16 protein-coding genes are annotated in these 18,160 nt (G+C 43.5%); 12 read left to right on the forward strand and 4 right to left on the reverse strand.

What is annotated here, in order from left to right; all coding sequences use genetic code 11:
- Positions 1 to 374 precede the first annotated feature (374 nt).
- Both QK890_RS11675 and QK890_RS11680 read left to right on the forward strand, forming a co-directional pair.
- A complete protein-coding gene (locus tag QK890_RS11675; RefSeq protein WP_234191022.1) occupies positions 375 to 869 on the forward strand; it encodes an AraC family transcriptional regulator in 495 nt (164 codons plus the stop codon).
- A gap of 379 nt (positions 870 to 1,248) precedes the next feature.
- A complete protein-coding gene (locus tag QK890_RS11680; protein ID WP_044300734.1) occupies positions 1,249 to 2,469 on the forward strand; it encodes a site-specific integrase in 1,221 nt (406 codons plus the stop codon).
- 188 nt (positions 2,470 to 2,657) lie between these two features.
- On the opposite strand, the gene QK890_RS11685 is transcribed toward QK890_RS11680, so the two are convergent.
- Positions 2,658 to 3,536 carry an AraC family transcriptional regulator gene (locus QK890_RS11685; protein ID WP_044300765.1) on the reverse strand — a complete coding sequence of 293 codons (879 nt, stop codon included), beginning with the start codon at positions 3,534 to 3,536 and terminating at the stop codon, positions 2,658 to 2,660.
- 271 nt (positions 3,537 to 3,807) lie between these two features.
- Between QK890_RS11685 and QK890_RS11690 the strand changes: the two genes are divergently transcribed.
- From QK890_RS11690 to QK890_RS11735, 10 genes are all read left to right on the forward strand, one after another.
- A complete protein-coding gene (locus QK890_RS11690) occupies positions 3,808 to 5,076 on the forward strand; it encodes a fimbrial protein (RefSeq protein WP_044300736.1) in 1,269 nt (422 codons plus the stop codon).
- Between the two features lie 133 nt (positions 5,077 to 5,209).
- On the forward strand, positions 5,210 to 6,109 hold the full coding sequence (locus QK890_RS11695) for a FimB/Mfa2 family fimbrial subunit (protein WP_044300737.1): 900 nt from the start codon (positions 5,210 to 5,212) through the stop codon (positions 6,107 to 6,109).
- 48 nt (positions 6,110 to 6,157) lie between these two features.
- Complete coding sequence (locus QK890_RS11700) at positions 6,158 to 7,969, forward strand: DUF1566 domain-containing protein (RefSeq protein WP_220575992.1); 1,812 nt, start codon at positions 6,158 to 6,160, stop codon at positions 7,967 to 7,969.
- Positions 7,970 to 7,985: 16 nt separating this feature from the next.
- Positions 7,986 to 9,725 carry a fimbrillin family protein gene (locus QK890_RS11705; RefSeq protein WP_250709580.1) on the forward strand — a complete coding sequence of 580 codons (1,740 nt, stop codon included), beginning with the start codon at positions 7,986 to 7,988 and terminating at the stop codon, positions 9,723 to 9,725.
- A gap of 37 nt (positions 9,726 to 9,762) precedes the next feature.
- Positions 9,763 to 11,553, forward strand: a complete 1,791-nt coding sequence (locus QK890_RS11710; protein WP_255580218.1) for a fimbrial protein — start codon at positions 9,763 to 9,765, stop codon at positions 11,551 to 11,553.
- Between the two features lie 28 nt (positions 11,554 to 11,581).
- Positions 11,582 to 12,235 (forward strand): DUF1566 domain-containing protein, encoded by a 654-nt coding sequence (locus tag QK890_RS11715; RefSeq protein ID WP_234191023.1) that lies wholly within the window; start codon positions 11,582 to 11,584, stop codon positions 12,233 to 12,235.
- Between the two features lie 18 nt (positions 12,236 to 12,253).
- On the forward strand, positions 12,254 to 12,583 hold the full coding sequence (locus QK890_RS11720) for a hypothetical protein (RefSeq protein ID WP_044300739.1): 330 nt from the start codon (positions 12,254 to 12,256) through the stop codon (positions 12,581 to 12,583).
- A 26-nt stretch (positions 12,584 to 12,609) separates the two neighbouring features.
- Complete coding sequence (locus tag QK890_RS11725; protein WP_220575995.1) at positions 12,610 to 13,167, forward strand: DUF3575 domain-containing protein; 558 nt, start codon at positions 12,610 to 12,612, stop codon at positions 13,165 to 13,167.
- A gap of 29 nt (positions 13,168 to 13,196) precedes the next feature.
- Complete coding sequence (locus QK890_RS11730; RefSeq protein ID WP_367627348.1) at positions 13,197 to 15,923, forward strand: tetratricopeptide repeat protein; 2,727 nt, start codon at positions 13,197 to 13,199, stop codon at positions 15,921 to 15,923.
- A 54-nt stretch (positions 15,924 to 15,977) separates the two neighbouring features.
- Complete coding sequence (locus QK890_RS11735) at positions 15,978 to 16,244, forward strand: HU family DNA-binding protein (RefSeq protein WP_032539919.1); 267 nt, start codon at positions 15,978 to 15,980, stop codon at positions 16,242 to 16,244.
- A gap of 695 nt (positions 16,245 to 16,939) precedes the next feature.
- On the opposite strand, the gene QK890_RS11740 is transcribed toward QK890_RS11735, so the two are convergent.
- From QK890_RS11740 to QK890_RS11750, 3 genes are read right to left on the reverse strand one after another with little or no spacing between them, the layout of a single operon-like run.
- Positions 16,940 to 17,233: a hypothetical protein gene (locus QK890_RS11740; RefSeq protein WP_367627350.1), complete on the reverse strand. Its 294-nt coding sequence runs from the start codon at positions 17,231 to 17,233 to the stop codon at positions 16,940 to 16,942.
- A gap of 40 nt (positions 17,234 to 17,273) precedes the next feature.
- Entirely contained in the window at positions 17,274 to 17,525 is a 252-nt protein-coding gene (locus QK890_RS11745; RefSeq protein ID WP_367627351.1) for a hypothetical protein, read from the reverse strand.
- 52 nt (positions 17,526 to 17,577) lie between these two features.
- On the reverse strand, positions 17,578 to 18,147 hold the full coding sequence (locus tag QK890_RS11750; RefSeq protein WP_175415592.1) for a tetratricopeptide repeat protein: 570 nt from the start codon (positions 18,145 to 18,147) through the stop codon (positions 17,578 to 17,580).
- Positions 18,148 to 18,160: the final 13 nt, after the last annotated feature.

Genomic DNA, 18,160 nt, shown 5'->3' on the forward strand with positions numbered 1-18,160 from the left:
TATAATAAATGCAAAACTTAAGCCCCAACCAACTAATATGCCCTTATTATTCTCCGGATTATAAGGTTATACCTCAGTACATCGAAATGAAAGCCGGGGAATCTCTGGAACTATGCAGTAAAACAAGTAATTATTTTGTTTTCTTATTTACGGGAGGTATTATCATTGATTTTAATCACTATATCAACCGTCCTATATCTGAAAATGAAATGTTCTTCTTACCCAAGAATAATAAATTTAAATGGAAAGCAATTACTAAAACAACCCTGATGCTTACAGGGTACAATGCATCGGTTTTTCCATGTTCGAATGTGAAAAATAAAATACTTTTCAAGAGGAAAAGTACAGTGAAATTCCTATGCCGGGGTATTCCTATGAAAGAGGAAATGAAAAGTCTGGTTTATCAAATTAAAAACTATGTAGATATTGGAATAAACTGTCACCATCTATACCTTCTCAAATGCAAAGAAATGCAACTGTTGTTCAAGCATTTTTATACTCAGGAAGAAATAGCACAGATATTTTATATGTCATTGGGTAACAGTCCGCTTTTTGTCGAAATAATTTTAGGTAATTACTCAAAAGTGAAAACCTCAAAAGAATTAGCTCACTTGTTGGGATACAGTATGAGACAATTTGAGAAGCTTTTTAAAGAAAACTTTGATGAAACCCCTTATAAATGGATGCAAGAACGTAAAGTCAAGCAAATCCTTCAGAAACTAAAGGATCCCGATATTCCATTAAAGCAAATCATGTACGAATTTAAGTTTAACACCTCCTCACACTTTAATTTCTATTGCAAGAAGCATTTAGGGGGGACTCCGATGCAGGTAAGAAACGGACATAAAGACAATCTTATATCTAAATAGATTACCCGTTGTTGATTCGCAGTATTTCTGCGCTGATTGGTAGTTTATATGTGGATCTATAGGGTTATATTTGCAACAATTTAAGAAGTGATCTTAAACGATTGGGAAGATTGTTGCAAATTAGCAACTCTGCAATGATGGTTTTGCTCGATCCATGAGCAAAAACCGGTGTGATAGGATCCAATTTCAGGCCATTACCTTTTGAACAGCGCTTGTCCTAACAGAGTTTCCGAAAGCGCTTGTTCAGAACATTTGTGACATATTTTTTTTCTCGGTGTTAAAGCATAAAAAAAGGACGATGCTTGTACTGTGCGTATTTGTCGAAATCACCTTTCTTTGTTGCCGAAAAATTAATTATGTTATACTCAAATTAAAATTTATGGCAACAGTAAAATTAAAGCTAAACAAATCGAGAGCATTGAAAGACAGAAGTTACCCTGTGGTATTCCAACTTCTTCACCAGAGGAAAAAAGAGATTGTATATACTAAATACCGTATGAAGGAAAATGAATTTATACCAGTTTTAGAAAAGGTCAGTTCCAACAATTACGCCGATTGCAAGATCAGCCGGGAACTACATAAGATGACCAGATCGTTCTATCTGCAGATAAAGCGGCTTGAAGCGGCTGGAGATGAATATACCGTGAATGACATAGCTTCCGCTGTTGCTCACAAATCTGCGAGGAAATACATCTTATTAGATTTTATTGACTCACAGATAGCCTGGAAAAAGTCAATGAAAAAAGATGGTATTGCGGCAGCCTATCGCAGCACACGTTCCTCTCTGGCAAAATTTATCGGCTCAAAGCAGGTGAAAATGTCCCAGATCAACCAACGGTTCGTAACCTGCTACAAGGATTTCTTGTCTTGCAATGGAGTCAGTGAGAATACGGAGGCATATTATATGCGTAACTTCCGGACTTTATATAACCTGGCTGTAAAAGACGGCTTCGTGCCCAAATGTACTTATCCGTTCAAAGACGTTTGCACCAAACCGTGCAAAACCGTAAAACGGGCTTTGGATAAGGAGCAGATGTTGCGGTTAACGCAATTCGAACTTGAATCGAATCCGGAACTGATGCAATCCCGGGCTCTCTTTTTATTCGGCTTCTATGCCCAAGGAATGGCTTTTGTAGACATTATTTTTTTAAGATGGAAAAATATTTGTGGAAATTCAATAAACTATAGGAGGCATAAGTCAAAACAGACTATTCAGATAACAATTACTCCCCAGATTCAGGCTATTCTGGATGAATACGGGATTAATAAAGAGAATGTGGATAACTATGTATTCCCTATAATCAAACCTGTGATTAACCCTCAAACGGATAAAAACGAATATGAACAATACCGCGTAGCTTTGGGGCGGACAAACAGGCACCTGAAAACCATATCCGAAAAATTGGGGATTGCTCCGTCACTGACAACATATACGGCTCGTCATACTTGGGCAACATTGGCGAGGGAATATGGCGCACCCGTTGCTACAATCAGCACCGGTTTAGGCCACACGAAAGAAGAAATGACCTTGGTATATCTTAAAGAACTCGATCGGACTAATCTGGAGAGAATCAATGGTTTGATCAACAGTTTATTATAATGCAGAGTCATCTTATTTTAAAAAGGTGTGTTTTATAACACTCTATTCTATAATAGAGATGCAATTAGCAAAATCATAGGATATATATGCTTCACACTGCAAAGATAGGCCATCTGCAATTTACATTTATTGCCAAAAAGAATGTTTTTTTTTACATTTTGTATTTGCGGATATAATTTATGCAAAAACTACTGATCCATAGCCTGATACTTCATAATCAGCTCTTTTGGCGTACAATCGAAATGTTGTTTGCAATAATGTGTAAAATGAGCCTGGGAATCAAAATTGAACTCCTCCATTAACTCTCCAATCGTAGTTTCCGATTCCATCACCTTATTTAAAATACGCTGATTACGTTGTTTCAGCAACCATTGTTTGACCGTTGTTCCAAATACCTGCTTAAACTTACTGTAAAAGTTACATTTTCCCATGTTTGAAAGTGAAATAAGTTCATTCACATTATTTACTTTGGCACAGTTCTCGATGATAAAATCTTTGAATGACAACTCTGCTGCCAGAATCGGATAAAACAAAAGAGCTAATTCTTCTTTGGTATAAAAGCCTCGCAGTAAAAAAAACAATTCCTGCTGCAACAAACTATGGAAATGTCCGCAGCCCATCTTCTGCTTCAGGCAATGCGTTACAAGCTCCAGAAAAGGAGGTAGCGGATAACGTATATCGACCGGTTCAAAATTATAATTGAGTTTGCTGCAAAGTCCTGTTAACGATTGCAACGCAAACTTATCACAGAGATTCAAAGGGATTCCGAACGACAATGAAAGCAAGCGGGTACCTGCCGTTACCTCTATTTTTATTGTGGCCATTTTAGGTAACAAAATGATTGATCCCATTTGGAATTTTCGGTCTTTGTACTGATTATAGTTAATGACACATTCTCCCTCAAGCAAGAATACGATATAGTTCCATAAAATCTCCTTTTCCAGTATGACTTCATCCTTTTTAAACTCAATATATTTGAATCCATTTACCAACTCTTCATGGTAATTTCTACATGACAGATGCTCCTGTATATAGAGCAGTTCGTTCAGCGATGTTTTCTTATTCATAAGTTGTTCTTTTTGTTTCTTTTTCTCGTTTTGTTTCAGCAATGTTTCAACATGATGCCGGAAATCAATTCATATAGTATTGAAACACTGCTGATTCTCTTGTTGAGAAGAAATGATTCTATAATTATTTAATATTCCTTAGGAACTGGAAATTTCTAATGAATTGTTAATCATGATTTTAGAATTGTTTTTATCGCTAATAAGTCTCTATTATAGAATAGAGCTTTAAACCAAACGAAAAAAATATTTCAAATTAATTAAACATCAACGAATGAAAGTAAAAAGTTTATTATTGTCCATGTGCGCGATAGCGGCATTGGCAAGTTGTTCGCAGAACGACGACGAGATTCCCGGTGGAGAAAGCAATGCTCCGGAAGCGAAAGTCATCATTAAATTAACCGGAACCGGTGAACGGGCAAGCAGCAGAGCGTCGGGGATACCTAATGATCTGGACGCCCAAAATGGTACGGTAAATAATCTTACAGTGTTTATCTTTAACAAGGATGGAGTCGTTATTACGAAGAAATATATCGGTACTCCGGCATCTGTGAACGCCAATAGTGTGTCAACCACGACGGACGCTACAGAAGTGGCTGTGATAGCCAATACAGGAGACCTGACGGGTGCAGGCCAACTGTTTGCCACTGTTTCAACTAAGACTGCCCTGAAGGCTGTGCTAACGGATATACTGAAGACTCCTGATACTCCAGCCGGCGGGATAACCCAAAAGGATGCTAATCTCTATATGTCGGGGATAGGCAATTTGGATCCGTTTGTGAAAAAAGACGAGACAATGCAAGCTTCTGTAACAATACAGTTACACTTCTTAGCAGCCAGAATACAGCTCACGAAAATTACATTTAATGGTGGATCGGTTAAGGACAACAAATATGTCCAGAATAATGATTTCGCCACGACTGATGATGCGAACTTTACCATCACCCGCGTTTACCTGATGAGCGTACAGAGAATGACACAGTTCCTTCCTACTACCGATGCCGGTGCTGACTATATCGCACAAAACCAGAAAAAGTATACCGGCGGTGTAGCTTGGACCGCTCCATGGGCAGCCCCGGCACCCACCGACTTCAAACAATACGATGAGTACAACATAGAGGCCGCTGCTGACAAATTTGTCGAAGGAACCGCTGCCGCAAAGAATTCAATTTCGGATATCGGACATTGGTATACCTTCACAAACGACGGCGTTTCGGATATCGCCAATCATCCGACAGTACTCGTAGTTGAAGTGAAATGGAGAAAGACAATGGCAACAACAAAACCTAAGGCTGATGCAGTTAACGACACCAAGTATTTTGCCACTTACTTCGGAGGTGGAGACAAGGATGAACTTAAAGCGGGTCAAACATATAGCGTAGTCCTGAATTTGAAGGGTAACTTTAAACCTGAAAACCAAGGCGGTAGCGGTGGTGGTGGTACTACCGACCCGACTAAACCGACCGTTAACAGTTCCGTAAATGTTACCGTTACTGCAGCAAAGTGGGCAAATCCTATAAATATCGAAAAAAGCTGGCTCTAATTCCCGGCTTGCGATTGCGATCGACAGTTCCCTTTTAAAGGGCATGCTTGCTGATTAATAAATAGCTGCCGCGGCAGTGTCCGCGGCGGCTATTTCAAACTACCAAGAACTAAAATAAGAAAGAATCTCCATTATGACAGGTGCCTATAAATTCCGGTTCATCCCGGAGATCGTATATTATCTGTTCACACTGCTGCTGTTGTCGGGATGCATAGCCGAGAATACCGATGATTGTTTCAAGGGTATCCCGCTGAAGGTGAATCTGCCCGCAGATATACCCGCAGAAACCATACAAGATATGAACCTCTATGTATTCAATGACAAAGACTTGCTGCTCGACATACTCCCCGTGAACGGTATGGAACCTGTTATCCTTAATTATCCGGGCATCCCCACCTTTCATTGCGTAGCCATGGGCAACACGCAGGACGGTACGATGCTCGTCAGCCCCCTGAAAAAGGGCGATCCATGCTCCGACGGTTTCATATCACTGAAACCCTCCGTATCTACAAGGGCGGAACAGGGCATATTTACCTCTCCCTCCGACTTGTTCTACGGAGAGCTTGAAATAGAAAACAATACAACGTCCAACGGTGGCGGAGAACATACCATAGAAGTCTCCCGCATGACGGCGTCCATGAATATAACCCTGCAAGGCTTGCAAGATCTCACCGGCACGAACGACGGTAATTACTCGCTCGTTGTCCGCGAAACAAGCAGCCGCATGGATTTTAACGGCAATTACGGAGGCCCTCCCGCTTCCTATTCCCCGGCAATGACCCTTGCCGCGAACAAAGACTTTGAGGTTTCCATGTTCCGGCTTTTCCCTACGGCAGAAGGCAATGGGCTGACAATAGACATCTACCACAACCGGTCTTTGCTTAAAAGCATAACGGCGGATGGCAGCGGCAAACCGATTGTCCCCATAGTAGGCAAAACCACTAACCTTTTGTTGAATTTCAAAGCTTCGGTGGATGTGGGGGTTGAAATTACAGGTTGGGGGGAGACCGTTGTCTGGAAAGAATACAATTGATTCTTTTATCCCTGGAGAGATATAAAGAAAAAGATTAAGAATATAAATATGAAGATAAAAACTGACTATATAGCAAGACCGGACAGATTGGTTATACTCTTATGGATAATCATGCTGACGGGAGCTTGCCGGAACGATGACAGCTACAGCGTGCAGCAGGACGATCCCGTTCTTGTCAGGCTGTCCGTATCCACTTCCGATGCGGGTACGCCTTCGGCAGGCAATGAGACCGGGGAGATTCAGTCTGTTTACATTCTTCAGTTCAATGCCGACGGTGATACTTACGGAACCCTGCGTTACGTGGCGGAAGGAACAAAGACTGGCGATGGAACCTATAGTGCCACCCTGTTGCAGAGTGTAAGCTCCTCTGATAACTATAAACTTGTTATCCTCGCCAATATTTCCGGCTCCGGCTTTCTTTACGGTCTGTATGGCAAGAGCTACGAAGAGGTGCAACAAGCCTGCGCGAGTGAAGCAACGGCCGATCCTCTCGATTTCAGTACTACCCCGTTTCCCATGTTCGGGGTGATTGAGGGAGGCAAATCCGTACAGGTAAGTCAAGGTTCTGTTTATTCCGGCAATACAAAGTTGGTTCGTGCCGTGGCACGTGTGGATATCGGTGTCGGCACGCCTAAAAAAGATACGAGTGGTATTATTACCTCATGGATTAAAAACAAAAATGCACCTTTCACCCTCACCCAAATACAGGTATGGAAAGCAGGTCAGAGATACGCATATATGCCGCTAGCGGCTAATTACCATTGGAAGACTGACGGTGTATCAGATACAGATATAGTGATAGACAAGCCTTCGGATGTCACCGGAGGAGGAACTACCACCAAGACTTACACTGGTAACGCATACATAACAAACAGTATTTACTGTTTAGGGAAAATCTATCTGCCCGAAGCCGATTTGCTATGGGGGAATGTGTATGACAACAACCATACCAACCGTTTGGCAATTATCGTAGGAGGTAGATATAACGGCTCGCCGACGGAAACGTTCTACCGCATAGACTTTACTTACGATGAGGGAAACCATGACAAAATGAATATCCTGCGCAACCACATATACCAGTTTACCATCAAGAGTGTAAAAGCCGCAGGCTATGCCACCGCCGAACTTGCGTACAAAAGTAAGCCGAAGAATTTAATCTTTGATGCCACTCTTGAACCATGGGTTGCGGGTCAAACGGCCTCCATACCTTCCGTCTTGGGATATTACCTGACATATCAGGGATTTAATGGAGAGAATGTGGACTGGACTTACGTTATGGGTTCCTCACTACAAATTCCCAAGAAAAAAAATTATTGGGGTACTAATAGAAATCTTCCATTCGATTACAATAATTTTTATAAGGAAGGACAAAACATTTACATTACGGATATTGATGGAGGACAAAACGGAAGGTTATATGCTACGGTGGAAGATGCTTTTAACTATGAAGGTGCTTTTCCCGAGCTAATGGTTTCCGGTAACGATATTGTGGATGAATCGGGTGCTGAGACTCATCCATGGAGAACAGTGGAAGGAATAACGAAGACGTTAACGGCCTTTGACTTATGCCGCAATCTGGAAGAAAACGGATTCGAGGACTGGAGACTTCCGCGACTCTCGGAGCTGGCGCTTATCTATGCGAATCATGCAAATTTAGAAGAATTACGAGGGTTCACACCGCTATCCGGGACTTATTGGTGCGGGAGTGAATATCTGGTAGCAAATGCTGATAACCAGCAAAAGCTGAATTCCGAATGGGCATGGGCTGTCGATTTTACCGGAAGCCCCGGATATGCGTCGTGGCATCAGAAAACAGAGAAATTGAAAATCCGTTGTGTAAGGCAAACAAATAACAAGTAATTGAAACGATATACAGATGAATATGGATACAAATAAGAAATATATCCTGCCTCGGACAATCATCCTGGCAGCCTGCTCTTTACTATTGGCAGGAGGCTGCGACAACAATGTCTACGACGGGATGGAAAGGGATACACCGGAAATGGAAGTCCCTTTGAACTTCAATGCGTCCATAGAAAAGACAGAAGTTGTCCAATCAAGGAGTATTACATCCACGACCGATTTTACCGGAAATTCCTATTCTTTTGGTATGTCCATCACTAAAAGTGAGAACGGGAATGAGATTTTCGGAGGATCATCAGATATGACTGCCAAAATGGAACGCTCCAGTTCTTCCGCACCGTGGAATTGGACTTTCATTAATAACTCTGACGGCTCAGGCGTCACTCCTACAGGACCGGAAGGTAAGGCACTAAAAGTGATTGCCTACTATCCGTGTATTCCAGCCAACACCCAAAGTGCCTATACGAATGGAATCCCTTTCGACTTCTCCTCAAAGACCGACCTTAAACAGACGGATCTACTCTACAATACCAGTACCACCTATCCGTTCGATCATCCATCCGGAGAAGCGGTGGCAACTATTCCTTTAAACTTCCGGCATGCCTATACGTGGATCGTTCTTAATATCAGGAAATACATGAACAATAATGAAGTGTTCAATTTAAGTAGTGTTACTTTGGATAACCTTGGGGGCGGTTGGATTAAAAACAAGGGAGCTATTGACCCGGCAACAGGGTTGGCAAAGGATGGAGCTACCGCCGGTCCGATAGGAGTAACATTAACCCCGGCAGTGGAATTGTCCACTACGGACGTTACCTACGAGTTTCTGGTTCCCTCGTTCATGGATGCCAAAGTCGGTGACGGCGATATAGTCCTCGTATTGAAGGTCAATGGTATTAATGAAACATTTACGCTGGATAAGAGCTACCTTAACAAGAGTGAGGATGGTAAGTTATTTGGTTTCAGACAGGGATATAAGAACACATACAACCTGGTCTACAATAACTCTGCTTTGAGCATGAATGTTCAGAACTGGACATCTGAGGTAATTAATGGTGATTTTGGAAGTGAGATAGCGGATCCCCCTATCTCTGACTATATGTGGGTAAGATTAGAGAAGACGCTCCAACAAGTAAATTGGCCTCAAGGTACCTGGCCGAGTGAAGAGTTTTCGACTGACTATCCCCCAATGCCTGAATATTATACTCTTGGTGGGCATCCCTACAAGAGCTATTTTACCACTGTAGCCTATGGTGGTAACGGAGACTATGTACCTGTTAATACACCGGATCCCGCAAGTCTGCCCACAGATGGTATGAAAGTAAGTGACGATATAAACTTATATGCGGCAGGGAAAGAAAAGGTTTGTGAGGAAATTCATGTAACCAAGAATGATGTCTCCATATTATCTGTTCCGTGGGAAGATGCAAATGGTAAGTTGGTTGCTAAAGAACTTTGCAGACAATATACCGGGGGTGGTTTTCATGACTGGAGACTTCCGAGAGCCTCCGAGCTACGGGCGTTATTTCTAATAGTAGCAGCTAATGGGAATACATATAACGATTTGAATTTTTCAAGTATAGAAAATGATAAAAAAATGTACTGGGCAGGAACTGAAGTCAACAAAAACGAAGCATGGAGTGCTATGTGTTTTGGTTATTTTAACACTCATATTATAGATAAGGGTCTGGTGTTATCTCCTCAGGACAAGAAAAAAAAGGCTTTCGTGCGCTGTGTCCGTGATTTTAAGTAATGAATATGATAACAATATACAAATGAACGATATTATCATGATAAAAAAAATAATGGCTTCGATATGTATCGTCTGCTTAGCCTTGGGAGGATGTACGGAGGACCGTTTGCTGCCCGACTCCGGTACGTCTTCAACCGTGGAGCCGGTTGCCGTGAAACTCACCCTGGGCATAGACGATTATAATACTTCGTCTGACGCGGAAACACGTGCGGAAGAAATGCCGCCCGTCCTCAGGATGTCCTCGCCGGATATGGACGTAGAACTTGTGGCGACACCTGTTGCCACAAGGGCAGGTGGTACACCTACTACAGATATTACAGAAGATAACGCCGTCTATTCGTACATGGGTTTCCAGTTTAACGGGACAAAACCGGATGGAACATTGGTAGAAAAGAAATATTTTGCATCTCCGGATGGTTCCATCAAGACAGATGAGGTGGTGATTGCCTCTACACCGGATAAACAAAAAAACAGGATTGTGGTTTTAGCCAACGTCAATATGAGTACGTTTGAGAATATAAAGCCGAGTGTATCTACCTATGCTGATTTACATAACCTCTGCATGACATTGACGGCCGATGATGGCATTTTTCCTAAAAACAAGCTCATACTGACAGACGCAAACGGAAATCCATTACTGGAAAACGGAAAGAATGTGGAGAGGACAGGTATCGTTATGTGCGGTCAGGCTGATGCCGAAATCTTTGCGGGCAAACAGCTATACATCTCTTTGAAGCGTACCGTGGCAAGAGTGACATTCAATATAACAACAACCTATCCACATTTTATAGAGGTACCACATACGTGGAATGTGACCTTGATGAATATTCCCACGCAGAACTACTATAATGTACTTGGAAGAAAAGCTATTTTCCCTTCAGAGGATTTGAAAGAACAAACCGACCTTTTTTGGCATAAATCACTTGCTACAACAACTGCCGCAAATCCTGTGATTCAAACGGCTCCTTTGTATATTCCGATCAATCTCCAGCAGACGGTATTGACCTCTACAGTGAATACCCGTCGCGATAACGCGCCGACAGGCGGCACTTACCTTCAGATTATCGGGTTGGAGAATAAGGAGGTCGCTGGTGGCGAGAATTTGAATATTGTAACAGATTTTTCTATCTATCAGTTGTTTCTGGGAAAGAACTTCACTTCCGATTACAGTGTGTACGCCAATTACGACCTGACTTATAACATTGTCTTGAAAGGAAACAGTAGGGATGATACCAATGTCATCCGGTTGATACCGGGCTATTTCTCGGGAGAACTTACGGGATACGATGCCGTTGGTACTGCTTTGCCGACAGTAGATGATGCGAATGCCGTTAAATGGAAATACCCGAACAGTATAGAGTCTTATTTTTCGGATGGATACTATCCGGGTAGCCTACCGGAAAGGAAAACGCTGAAATGGTATGAAGGTTCATCATTCTCAAATTGCGGAGCCACTTCATTGACGAATGGATGTGCGAATACTTTAGCGTTGCAAGGAGCCCCAAGTACTTGGGCAAATTATGAGGCTGCTTACACCTGTTATCGGGGAACGAACGGATACAATGTGGGAGATCAACCTGGAGCCGATAAGGGGTGGTGGTATCTCCCTTCTGTCAGCGAATTGATCGGGACCTGGATTTCTTCTTCGAGTACGCAAAAACAGATGGCGGGCAGCTATTGGTCGTCTACCGCCGATCCGGGTGCCGATAAAGCCTTTGTGGTTACGAATGAAGGGAAAGTGTTCTCCGATGCCGTTGGCAACACACATGCTGTCAGAGCTTCGCAGGATCCTGATAAAGCCAATCATGCGGGAGGAGGTAATAAATAAACGAAATGCAACCTAATAAGAAATAAAGATGATGAGTTTCAAAATCTATCCCATTTTATGGATCGTTTTATTCTGCTTCGGCTTTCCTTCGGGAGTTTTCGGGCAGTATATTCAGAAAGAGACTATCGGTGGAACAACGTATGCCGTTATTTATGCGGATGGATTGGCAGGAGCCGCCCAATGGGGAGCGGGAGTCGGGATGACGAAGAACGGCGCTACTATCCGGCATCAGGTTTCCAGAGGAAACGGTGGCAACCTGAGTGTCAATGACAGAATCCCGTTCCGCTTTATCGTGGCACCCACGGATGTGGGGAACAATGATGAGACTTGGATGACTGTGCAGGGAGTGAGCGATGACGGAAATAATAATAATCCGGATTTCACCATTCCTGCAAATACAGGCTGCCGTTTGTATGGTACTTCCGGCCCGGGTGCAGGGCGGAAATGGCGTGTTCCCACTCAACGCGAGTTACAACTGATGTGGATGTTTCGTGGACCCATCGGCTTGATATATAAGGAGAAACCGATGGAAGAACCCAACAAGAAGAAAAGATACTGGGCTTCCACCGAAAAGGGTACGGACCAAGCCTGGTTTTTTAACTTTGAGAAGGGTGTGCCTTACTGTGATACCCAGGCTAAAAGTATGGTGAACGGCATGGTGAGGTGTGTGAGTGATTATTAACCGATAATAAAGATAAATATGGAAATTCCGGAATTGGCAATTGATAAGGAGTCCCAAAACCTGTATTACATTTACTTGTTCTATGTAGAAGATAAGTGGTGTGCTTTCGGATACTCCGCTTATTATTTGAGTATTATGTATCCGGTATTGGAAGCTGGCAATGAAACCACCGGGGGGCATGAAGCGTGCATCCCCTGTGTACACGTTCCTGACAGCTTTCTGGTCAGACTCTCTGAATTTTACAGCACATTGGTTTCAGACAGCTACATACAGGTTGAAGCGCCACCCACAGCCTATTGCTACCGATCCGGTTACAGTGAATGGTATGAAAAATTAACAGTAAATTAACATAAACTTTCTATATTGAAACATCCATGAAACAATTCGTACGATATTGCTTGGTATTCTCCTTCCTACTGTTTGCGGGCGCTCTGACGATTCGGCTGCATGCCCAGTTTTACTCAGTACAAACCAATACGCTGAAACTGGCTACCACCACATTCAACGTTGAAGGCAGCATGCTTCTGGATAAACACTGGACGCTGAATATGAGTGTTTCTTATAATCCTTGGAATTTCAGTGACACTAAAAAGATCAAGCATTTCCTGATAGAACCCGGTGCACGCTACTGGTTCTGGCAACCCTACGCCGGAAACTTTATCAGCATGTATGCCATGGGCGCACGCTTCAACGTGGCATGGGACAAGGTACTCGATTACCGCTACCAGGGGTGGGGTTATGGCGCAGGAATGACCTATGGGCGCTCCTGGCTGCTGAGCAAGCGCTGGAATATGGAAGTGGAAGCGGGTCTGGGGCTGCTTGTCACTCCCTACACGAAATATCGTTGCGAACATTGTGGTGATAAGGTGAAATCGGGTACTTATTTCCTGCCGACACCTAAAGTGGCGTTTAATCTTGTTTATTTGTTTTAAGATCGGCCCTTCAGTTGGCGCAAGGAAGCATGAAGCATTCTAAAATTTTCTATATTCTGTTTCTGATAATAGTTATCACTGCATGTTCCCCCTTTGGTAGGCTCTACAAAGAGCAGTCGAGGGTGACACTGGCCTTGCCTGCCAACCGGCGGAGTGAGCCGGTGGAGATCGCAAAACGCGATTCCGCCAATCAGCCCCCGGTTCTGAACTTTACATTCATCAGTGCTAAAGGTGACAGCATCCCCGTGGGCATGTCTGTCGAATGGGACAGTGTCCATCAAGAGAACCTGACCACGGTGGCGCTTGATGAAGTGGTGGTATCAGCCGGTTCCACGCGTAATACAGCAGAGCGGAACGGACTGATTAATGTAGAGTTTGTAGTGACAGTTCCCAAAGTTCTGCAACAGGATAACTGGATGGTCAACGTCCGTCCGGTGCTTATGAGGGGCGACGTGCCCGACTCGCTGAAAGAACTCCGCTTCACGGGACAGCGCTTCCGGGAGTTGCAGGAGCGGGACTACCGGCGATACGACCGTTATGTAGAGAAAATAATTCCGGATTCCGCCAACTTTTATCAGACTTACGTAAATTACCGTTCTTTTGAACGCTATCTGAAACGTCTGAAATGGTATAAACGAAGGCTGGAAAAGCTATGGGCAATACAGGATGCTAAAAAACACCGTCCGGACCCGCTGTTACTGCGTTTTGAGATGTTCAACCGGCAGGTAAACCGACGGGACAGCCTGTTGAAAGAGTATATACTGAAGAACTCCCGGCTGATGATAGAGCGCCAACAATGGCAGTATGACCGTGCGCTGGAGCGGGTGAACGACACTTTACAACCCCAGTGGTCCGGTTTGCGGGAGCGCTTCCGTTACTTCAACCACAAATGGGAACTTCGTACCAACTATCAGGCAGGAGAACTGGTTACCCGTAAGAAATATTTTTATGACAGGGTATCGTTTGAACCCTTGCGGCAGGCGGAACACAGCCTCTATTATGTCCGGGGTGTGGACACCGTGCCTCCCTTGTGGCTGATGACTGAAAGGCCGGATACGGTACAGACAAGGCAGAAGTCATTGGCAAACTTTTCGGAGGAAAGCATATTCGCATACTATGGTTTGGGTGATGAACAAACAGGGTTTACCCGTAGCAAGTTGCCATTGTACGCCTATCACCGCAACCTGTCCGATTCGTTACAGCTGCACCTGCCCGGTCGTAAAGCGTTCAGGGAACTCGAACTCAGCCGGTTTGACTCGGTGACAACGGTAAAGCATTATATCGACCGTTACGAGCATCTGCGGTCAGTCTATCCGCAATACCACCTGATACGGGAGTTGTATAACATACATCCGCCCGCCGTGCGGCATGCCGCCCTGCAGGAAAAATACGGAAACTGGATAGCGCATATCAACTCGCTCGATTCGACCAATTTGGTGCAAAAGTTCTATAACACGCAGAAAATAGCCCGTAACGAAGCGCGTAAAGCGATGAAAGACGAGAAATACCATGATATCGTGCGTTTCCCGTTCAATCCGGATGCGGAACTCGATACGGTGATTTATGCTGCCGATCAGGTGAAATTTCTCTATTCGCAGAAGGTGCCCGCAGATGAAAACTCAGCACGTATGAAGGTGTATGTGGTAGGTAATGTGTTAAGCGGCAACGGAAGCAAATATCCGCTTCCGAAGTCGGATACACTGACTTATCTGGTGAGTTCTATGACTAAATTCATTGACAAGACTCCGCGTTATGTGCGAAAAATCATTGCCCGGGATGCGGAAGCCAATACAAGCGTGAATTTTTACTTTCCGCAAAACGACTTCAACCTGAACGAAACCATTGCCGTGAACCGCAAAGGAGTAAAGAAAGTGAAAGATCTTACTCTGGCACTGATGACCGATCCTGTGTACAGGATAGACAGTCTGACACTCTTCGCTTCTTCATCACCCGAAGGCAGTTGGCGCGTCAACGGAGAAATAGCCCAGAAGCGTGCAAAATCCATCCGTGACGTTCTGGTAAGGGAGTTTACCGCGCTGTACGATTCATTGTCTGTCGGTGTCAACGTTGAGATGGACGAGGCGGGTAACCTGATTCACCGTGAAGTGAAAGACGAGATTCCGGATTTACCGAACCTGATAAAGATACGCACCATCCCCGAGGATTGGAACAAGTTACGCAGCCTGATTGTGAGTGATGCAGACTTCAAAGGCCATAAAGACGCTATATTGAGGATTATTGACCGTGAACAGGAACCCGACCGGCGCGAATGGCTGATAAAAAGCCAATATAAATCGGAATACGCTTATATGTTAGAGAAACTCTATCCAATAATACGTGCGGTAGATTTCCGATTCAGTCTCTCGCGCAGGGGAATGAAGCAGGATACAATCTATACCAACGAACCGGATACGACCTATGCCCGGGCTGTGGAATATCTGGAGGAACGTAAATACGAACAGGCATTGGAAATGCTGCGCCCGTATGATGATGTGAATACGGCCATTGCTTACATGTCTTTAGGATATGACAAGGCTGCTTTGCGAATATTTGAGAAATCGCCCCAGACGGCCGATAACAAGTACATGCAGGCCATCCTTCAGGCACGTTTGGGGAATGAAGAAAAAGCGGTACGGCTCTTGCTCACTGCGGCAGAGATGGACGAGCAAATGAAATTCCGTGCGAACCTCGATCCGGAGCTCTCGGAACTGGTGAAGAAGTACGGGCTCTTTAAGGAAGAAGATGACTGGAACTAAAAGAAGCAAAGCAGATGAATCTGTTTTCTATGAATATTATTAAAAACTAAAAAGATGAACAAGAAAGAATTGATTCAAGAGGTTGCTATTCGTAGCGGCATGTCACAGGCAGATGTGGAGAAGACCTTAAACCATATCATGGACACCGTCAGGGACAGTTTGCATAAGGAAGACCCCGTCACACTTGTGGGATTCGGAACTTTCCGGGTGCAGAAACATGCGGAACGTCAGGGGTATAATCCTTCAACCGGTCAGAAAATGCAGATTCCTGCAAAGAAGATTGTTAAATTCAAACCGGGTAAAGCTTTGGAAATTAAGTGAAAAAAGAAAGAACTTGCTATATAATAAAAAAAAGAAGATGATGATGGGCCTTGCAACAAGGTTGCTTTATGAATATTAGAGAAATCCACCTGGATAGCCGAAAGCAAATACATGCAAGCTATTCTTCAGGCATGTCTGGGGAATGAAGAACAAGCGGTGCGGCTATTGCCCGGTGCGGTGGATATGGACGTCCAAATGAAATTCCTGGCGAACCTTGATCCCGAAACTCTCTGAACCGGTGAAGAAATACGGACTTTTTAAAGAAGATGATCAAAACTAAAACAGAAAATAATAGAATACAGTGTTTATAACTCGATGATTGCTGTGAAGCAATCATTTTAAGAATCCATAACCTTTGCCATCTCTGCTTATGAAGGTGGTCTGATGGATTCAACTGCCTGTGAAGGTAGAATATTGTTTGTTTATGTTAGTGCATCTTCTTGTCGGTGGACAGGGAGATGCACTTATTTTTCTCTTTCAATGTACCGGAGGGGCACATCCCCGCCATTATGTACTGAAAGTGTAATTTTCTTAGTACTTTCCGTCGTGCTATTAATACTTGCAACTCCGTTATGTTTCATAAATATCAAAATTGATTCTCCATAAGGGCTGTTGATACGAAAATCTTGGTTTGCTAATTTGCGTATCCGCGTAATTATATTACTTGAAGCATTCATTATAAATGGACGATAAAGTTAATCTTCCAAAGAAACAAACATCGGGGGTAATTCATTTTCATATTTCCCTACTTCAATGGCAATACCGGCATCTTTGCATAAGGTTTCTCCAAAATGCCTGTATTGCTCTTCGGAAGGATTACCCGGTAAATAGAAGGTGATTTCATACTCTGTATTTACCCAGATATACCGGATATCCGGATAAGTATCTTTTATAGTGCCGTTTACTACAAAGGCTATTTTTCTGTTTTTGTATTCTTGAGTAGCTTTTGTCCATGCCGATATTCCGGTATCATCAAACTTTACGGCCATAAAAAACAGATATTCTTCGTCTTCCCCTACTTTTACTTCTTTAATATGTAGCGTCTACGATAGGAATTGAATCGATTGTATTATGCCTGTAATCGGAACTTATTCTTTTGTAATCGTTTCCCAAATTATCCTCTATAAGATACCAGCCTGTGACCGGTATGGAATCGGATGTGTTTTTGTGAGGTGTCGAATCTGTATTTATAACTATATTTTCTTTGGGCGATTGTGCATTTATATAGTTGGTAAATCCAAAATTTAATAATGTTATACCTATAAGTATTTTTATTTTCATAACTTGTTTTTATTTGTAGAAGCTTTTATTATTAAAGGCAAGGAATGATACATCACACTCTTTGTGTACAAAAAGTTAATATGACCCCGGTATATCCGATGGCTTTCTCTACGTTTCGTTCTACAAATTTGCCTTCATCATAGATGGCATCCAGGTTGAGCATGGCCTGACTGCTTCCTTGCGCGGTGGCTTTGGAATACCAATCGATGGCTTGTTTCAGATTTTCCATCTGGCCCAAGAATCCATGTTCGTAGCTCAACCCGATGTTGAACTGCGCATCCGGTTGCCCGAATTGTGCGGCTCTGGAAAACCACGGGAACGTGGCCGAATCATCACCATGACCGTAGTAATAACAACCTGTATAGTATTTGGCAAGGGCGATTTCCTTCTTGGAACACTGTGCCATGGTATCTAACCGGGCACTTTGCTCATTCAGTCTTTTGGTGAGGCAACCGGGCATTCCCTCCGCGTAGCCATGCAACAGGTTGTTCATCGTCCAATGACTTCCTCCTTGCGCGATTGCAGGTATTCTTCCGCCACCTGTGGCTGTGCCAAAGCGGGCAAGGCAAACAGCGGCAGAAAAAAGCCGGAGTTTCCTCAAATTCATATTTATATTCTTCATGTTTATATTCATA

This window comes from Bacteroides sp. NGMCC 1.200775, from assembly GCF_040798045.1.
Taxonomy (GTDB): Bacteria; Bacteroidota; Bacteroidia; order Bacteroidales; family Bacteroidaceae; genus Bacteroides; species Bacteroides hominis.

Coding starts and splice junctions, on each gene's coding strand:
- QK890_RS11675 (WP_234191022.1), top strand. CDS start 375: ATGAAAGAGGAAATGAAAAGTCTGGTTTATCAAATTAAAAACTATGTA.
- QK890_RS11680 (WP_044300734.1), top strand. CDS start 1,249: ATGGCAACAGTAAAATTAAAGCTAAACAAATCGAGAGCATTGAAAGAC.
- QK890_RS11685 (WP_044300765.1), bottom strand. CDS start 3,536: ATGAATAAGAAAACATCGCTGAACGAACTGCTCTATATACAGGAGCAT.
- QK890_RS11690 (WP_044300736.1), top strand. CDS start 3,808: ATGAAAGTAAAAAGTTTATTATTGTCCATGTGCGCGATAGCGGCATTG.
- QK890_RS11695 (WP_044300737.1), top strand. CDS start 5,210: ATGACAGGTGCCTATAAATTCCGGTTCATCCCGGAGATCGTATATTAT.
- QK890_RS11700 (WP_220575992.1), top strand. CDS start 6,158: ATGAAGATAAAAACTGACTATATAGCAAGACCGGACAGATTGGTTATA.
- QK890_RS11705 (WP_250709580.1), top strand. CDS start 7,986: ATGAATATGGATACAAATAAGAAATATATCCTGCCTCGGACAATCATC.
- QK890_RS11710 (WP_255580218.1), top strand. CDS start 9,763: ATGATAAAAAAAATAATGGCTTCGATATGTATCGTCTGCTTAGCCTTG.
- QK890_RS11715 (WP_234191023.1), top strand. CDS start 11,582: ATGATGAGTTTCAAAATCTATCCCATTTTATGGATCGTTTTATTCTGC.
- QK890_RS11720 (WP_044300739.1), top strand. CDS start 12,254: ATGGAAATTCCGGAATTGGCAATTGATAAGGAGTCCCAAAACCTGTAT.
- QK890_RS11725 (WP_220575995.1), top strand. CDS start 12,610: ATGAAACAATTCGTACGATATTGCTTGGTATTCTCCTTCCTACTGTTT.
- QK890_RS11730 (WP_367627348.1), top strand. CDS start 13,197: ATGAAGCATTCTAAAATTTTCTATATTCTGTTTCTGATAATAGTTATC.
- QK890_RS11735 (WP_032539919.1), top strand. CDS start 15,978: ATGAACAAGAAAGAATTGATTCAAGAGGTTGCTATTCGTAGCGGCATG.
- QK890_RS11740 (WP_367627350.1), bottom strand. CDS start 17,233: ATGGCCGTAAAGTTTGATGATACCGGAATATCGGCATGGACAAAAGCT.
- QK890_RS11745 (WP_367627351.1), bottom strand. CDS start 17,525: ATGAAAATAAAAATACTTATAGGTATAACATTATTAAATTTTGGATTT.
- QK890_RS11750 (WP_175415592.1), bottom strand. CDS start 18,147: ATGAAGAATATAAATATGAATTTGAGGAAACTCCGGCTTTTTTCTGCC.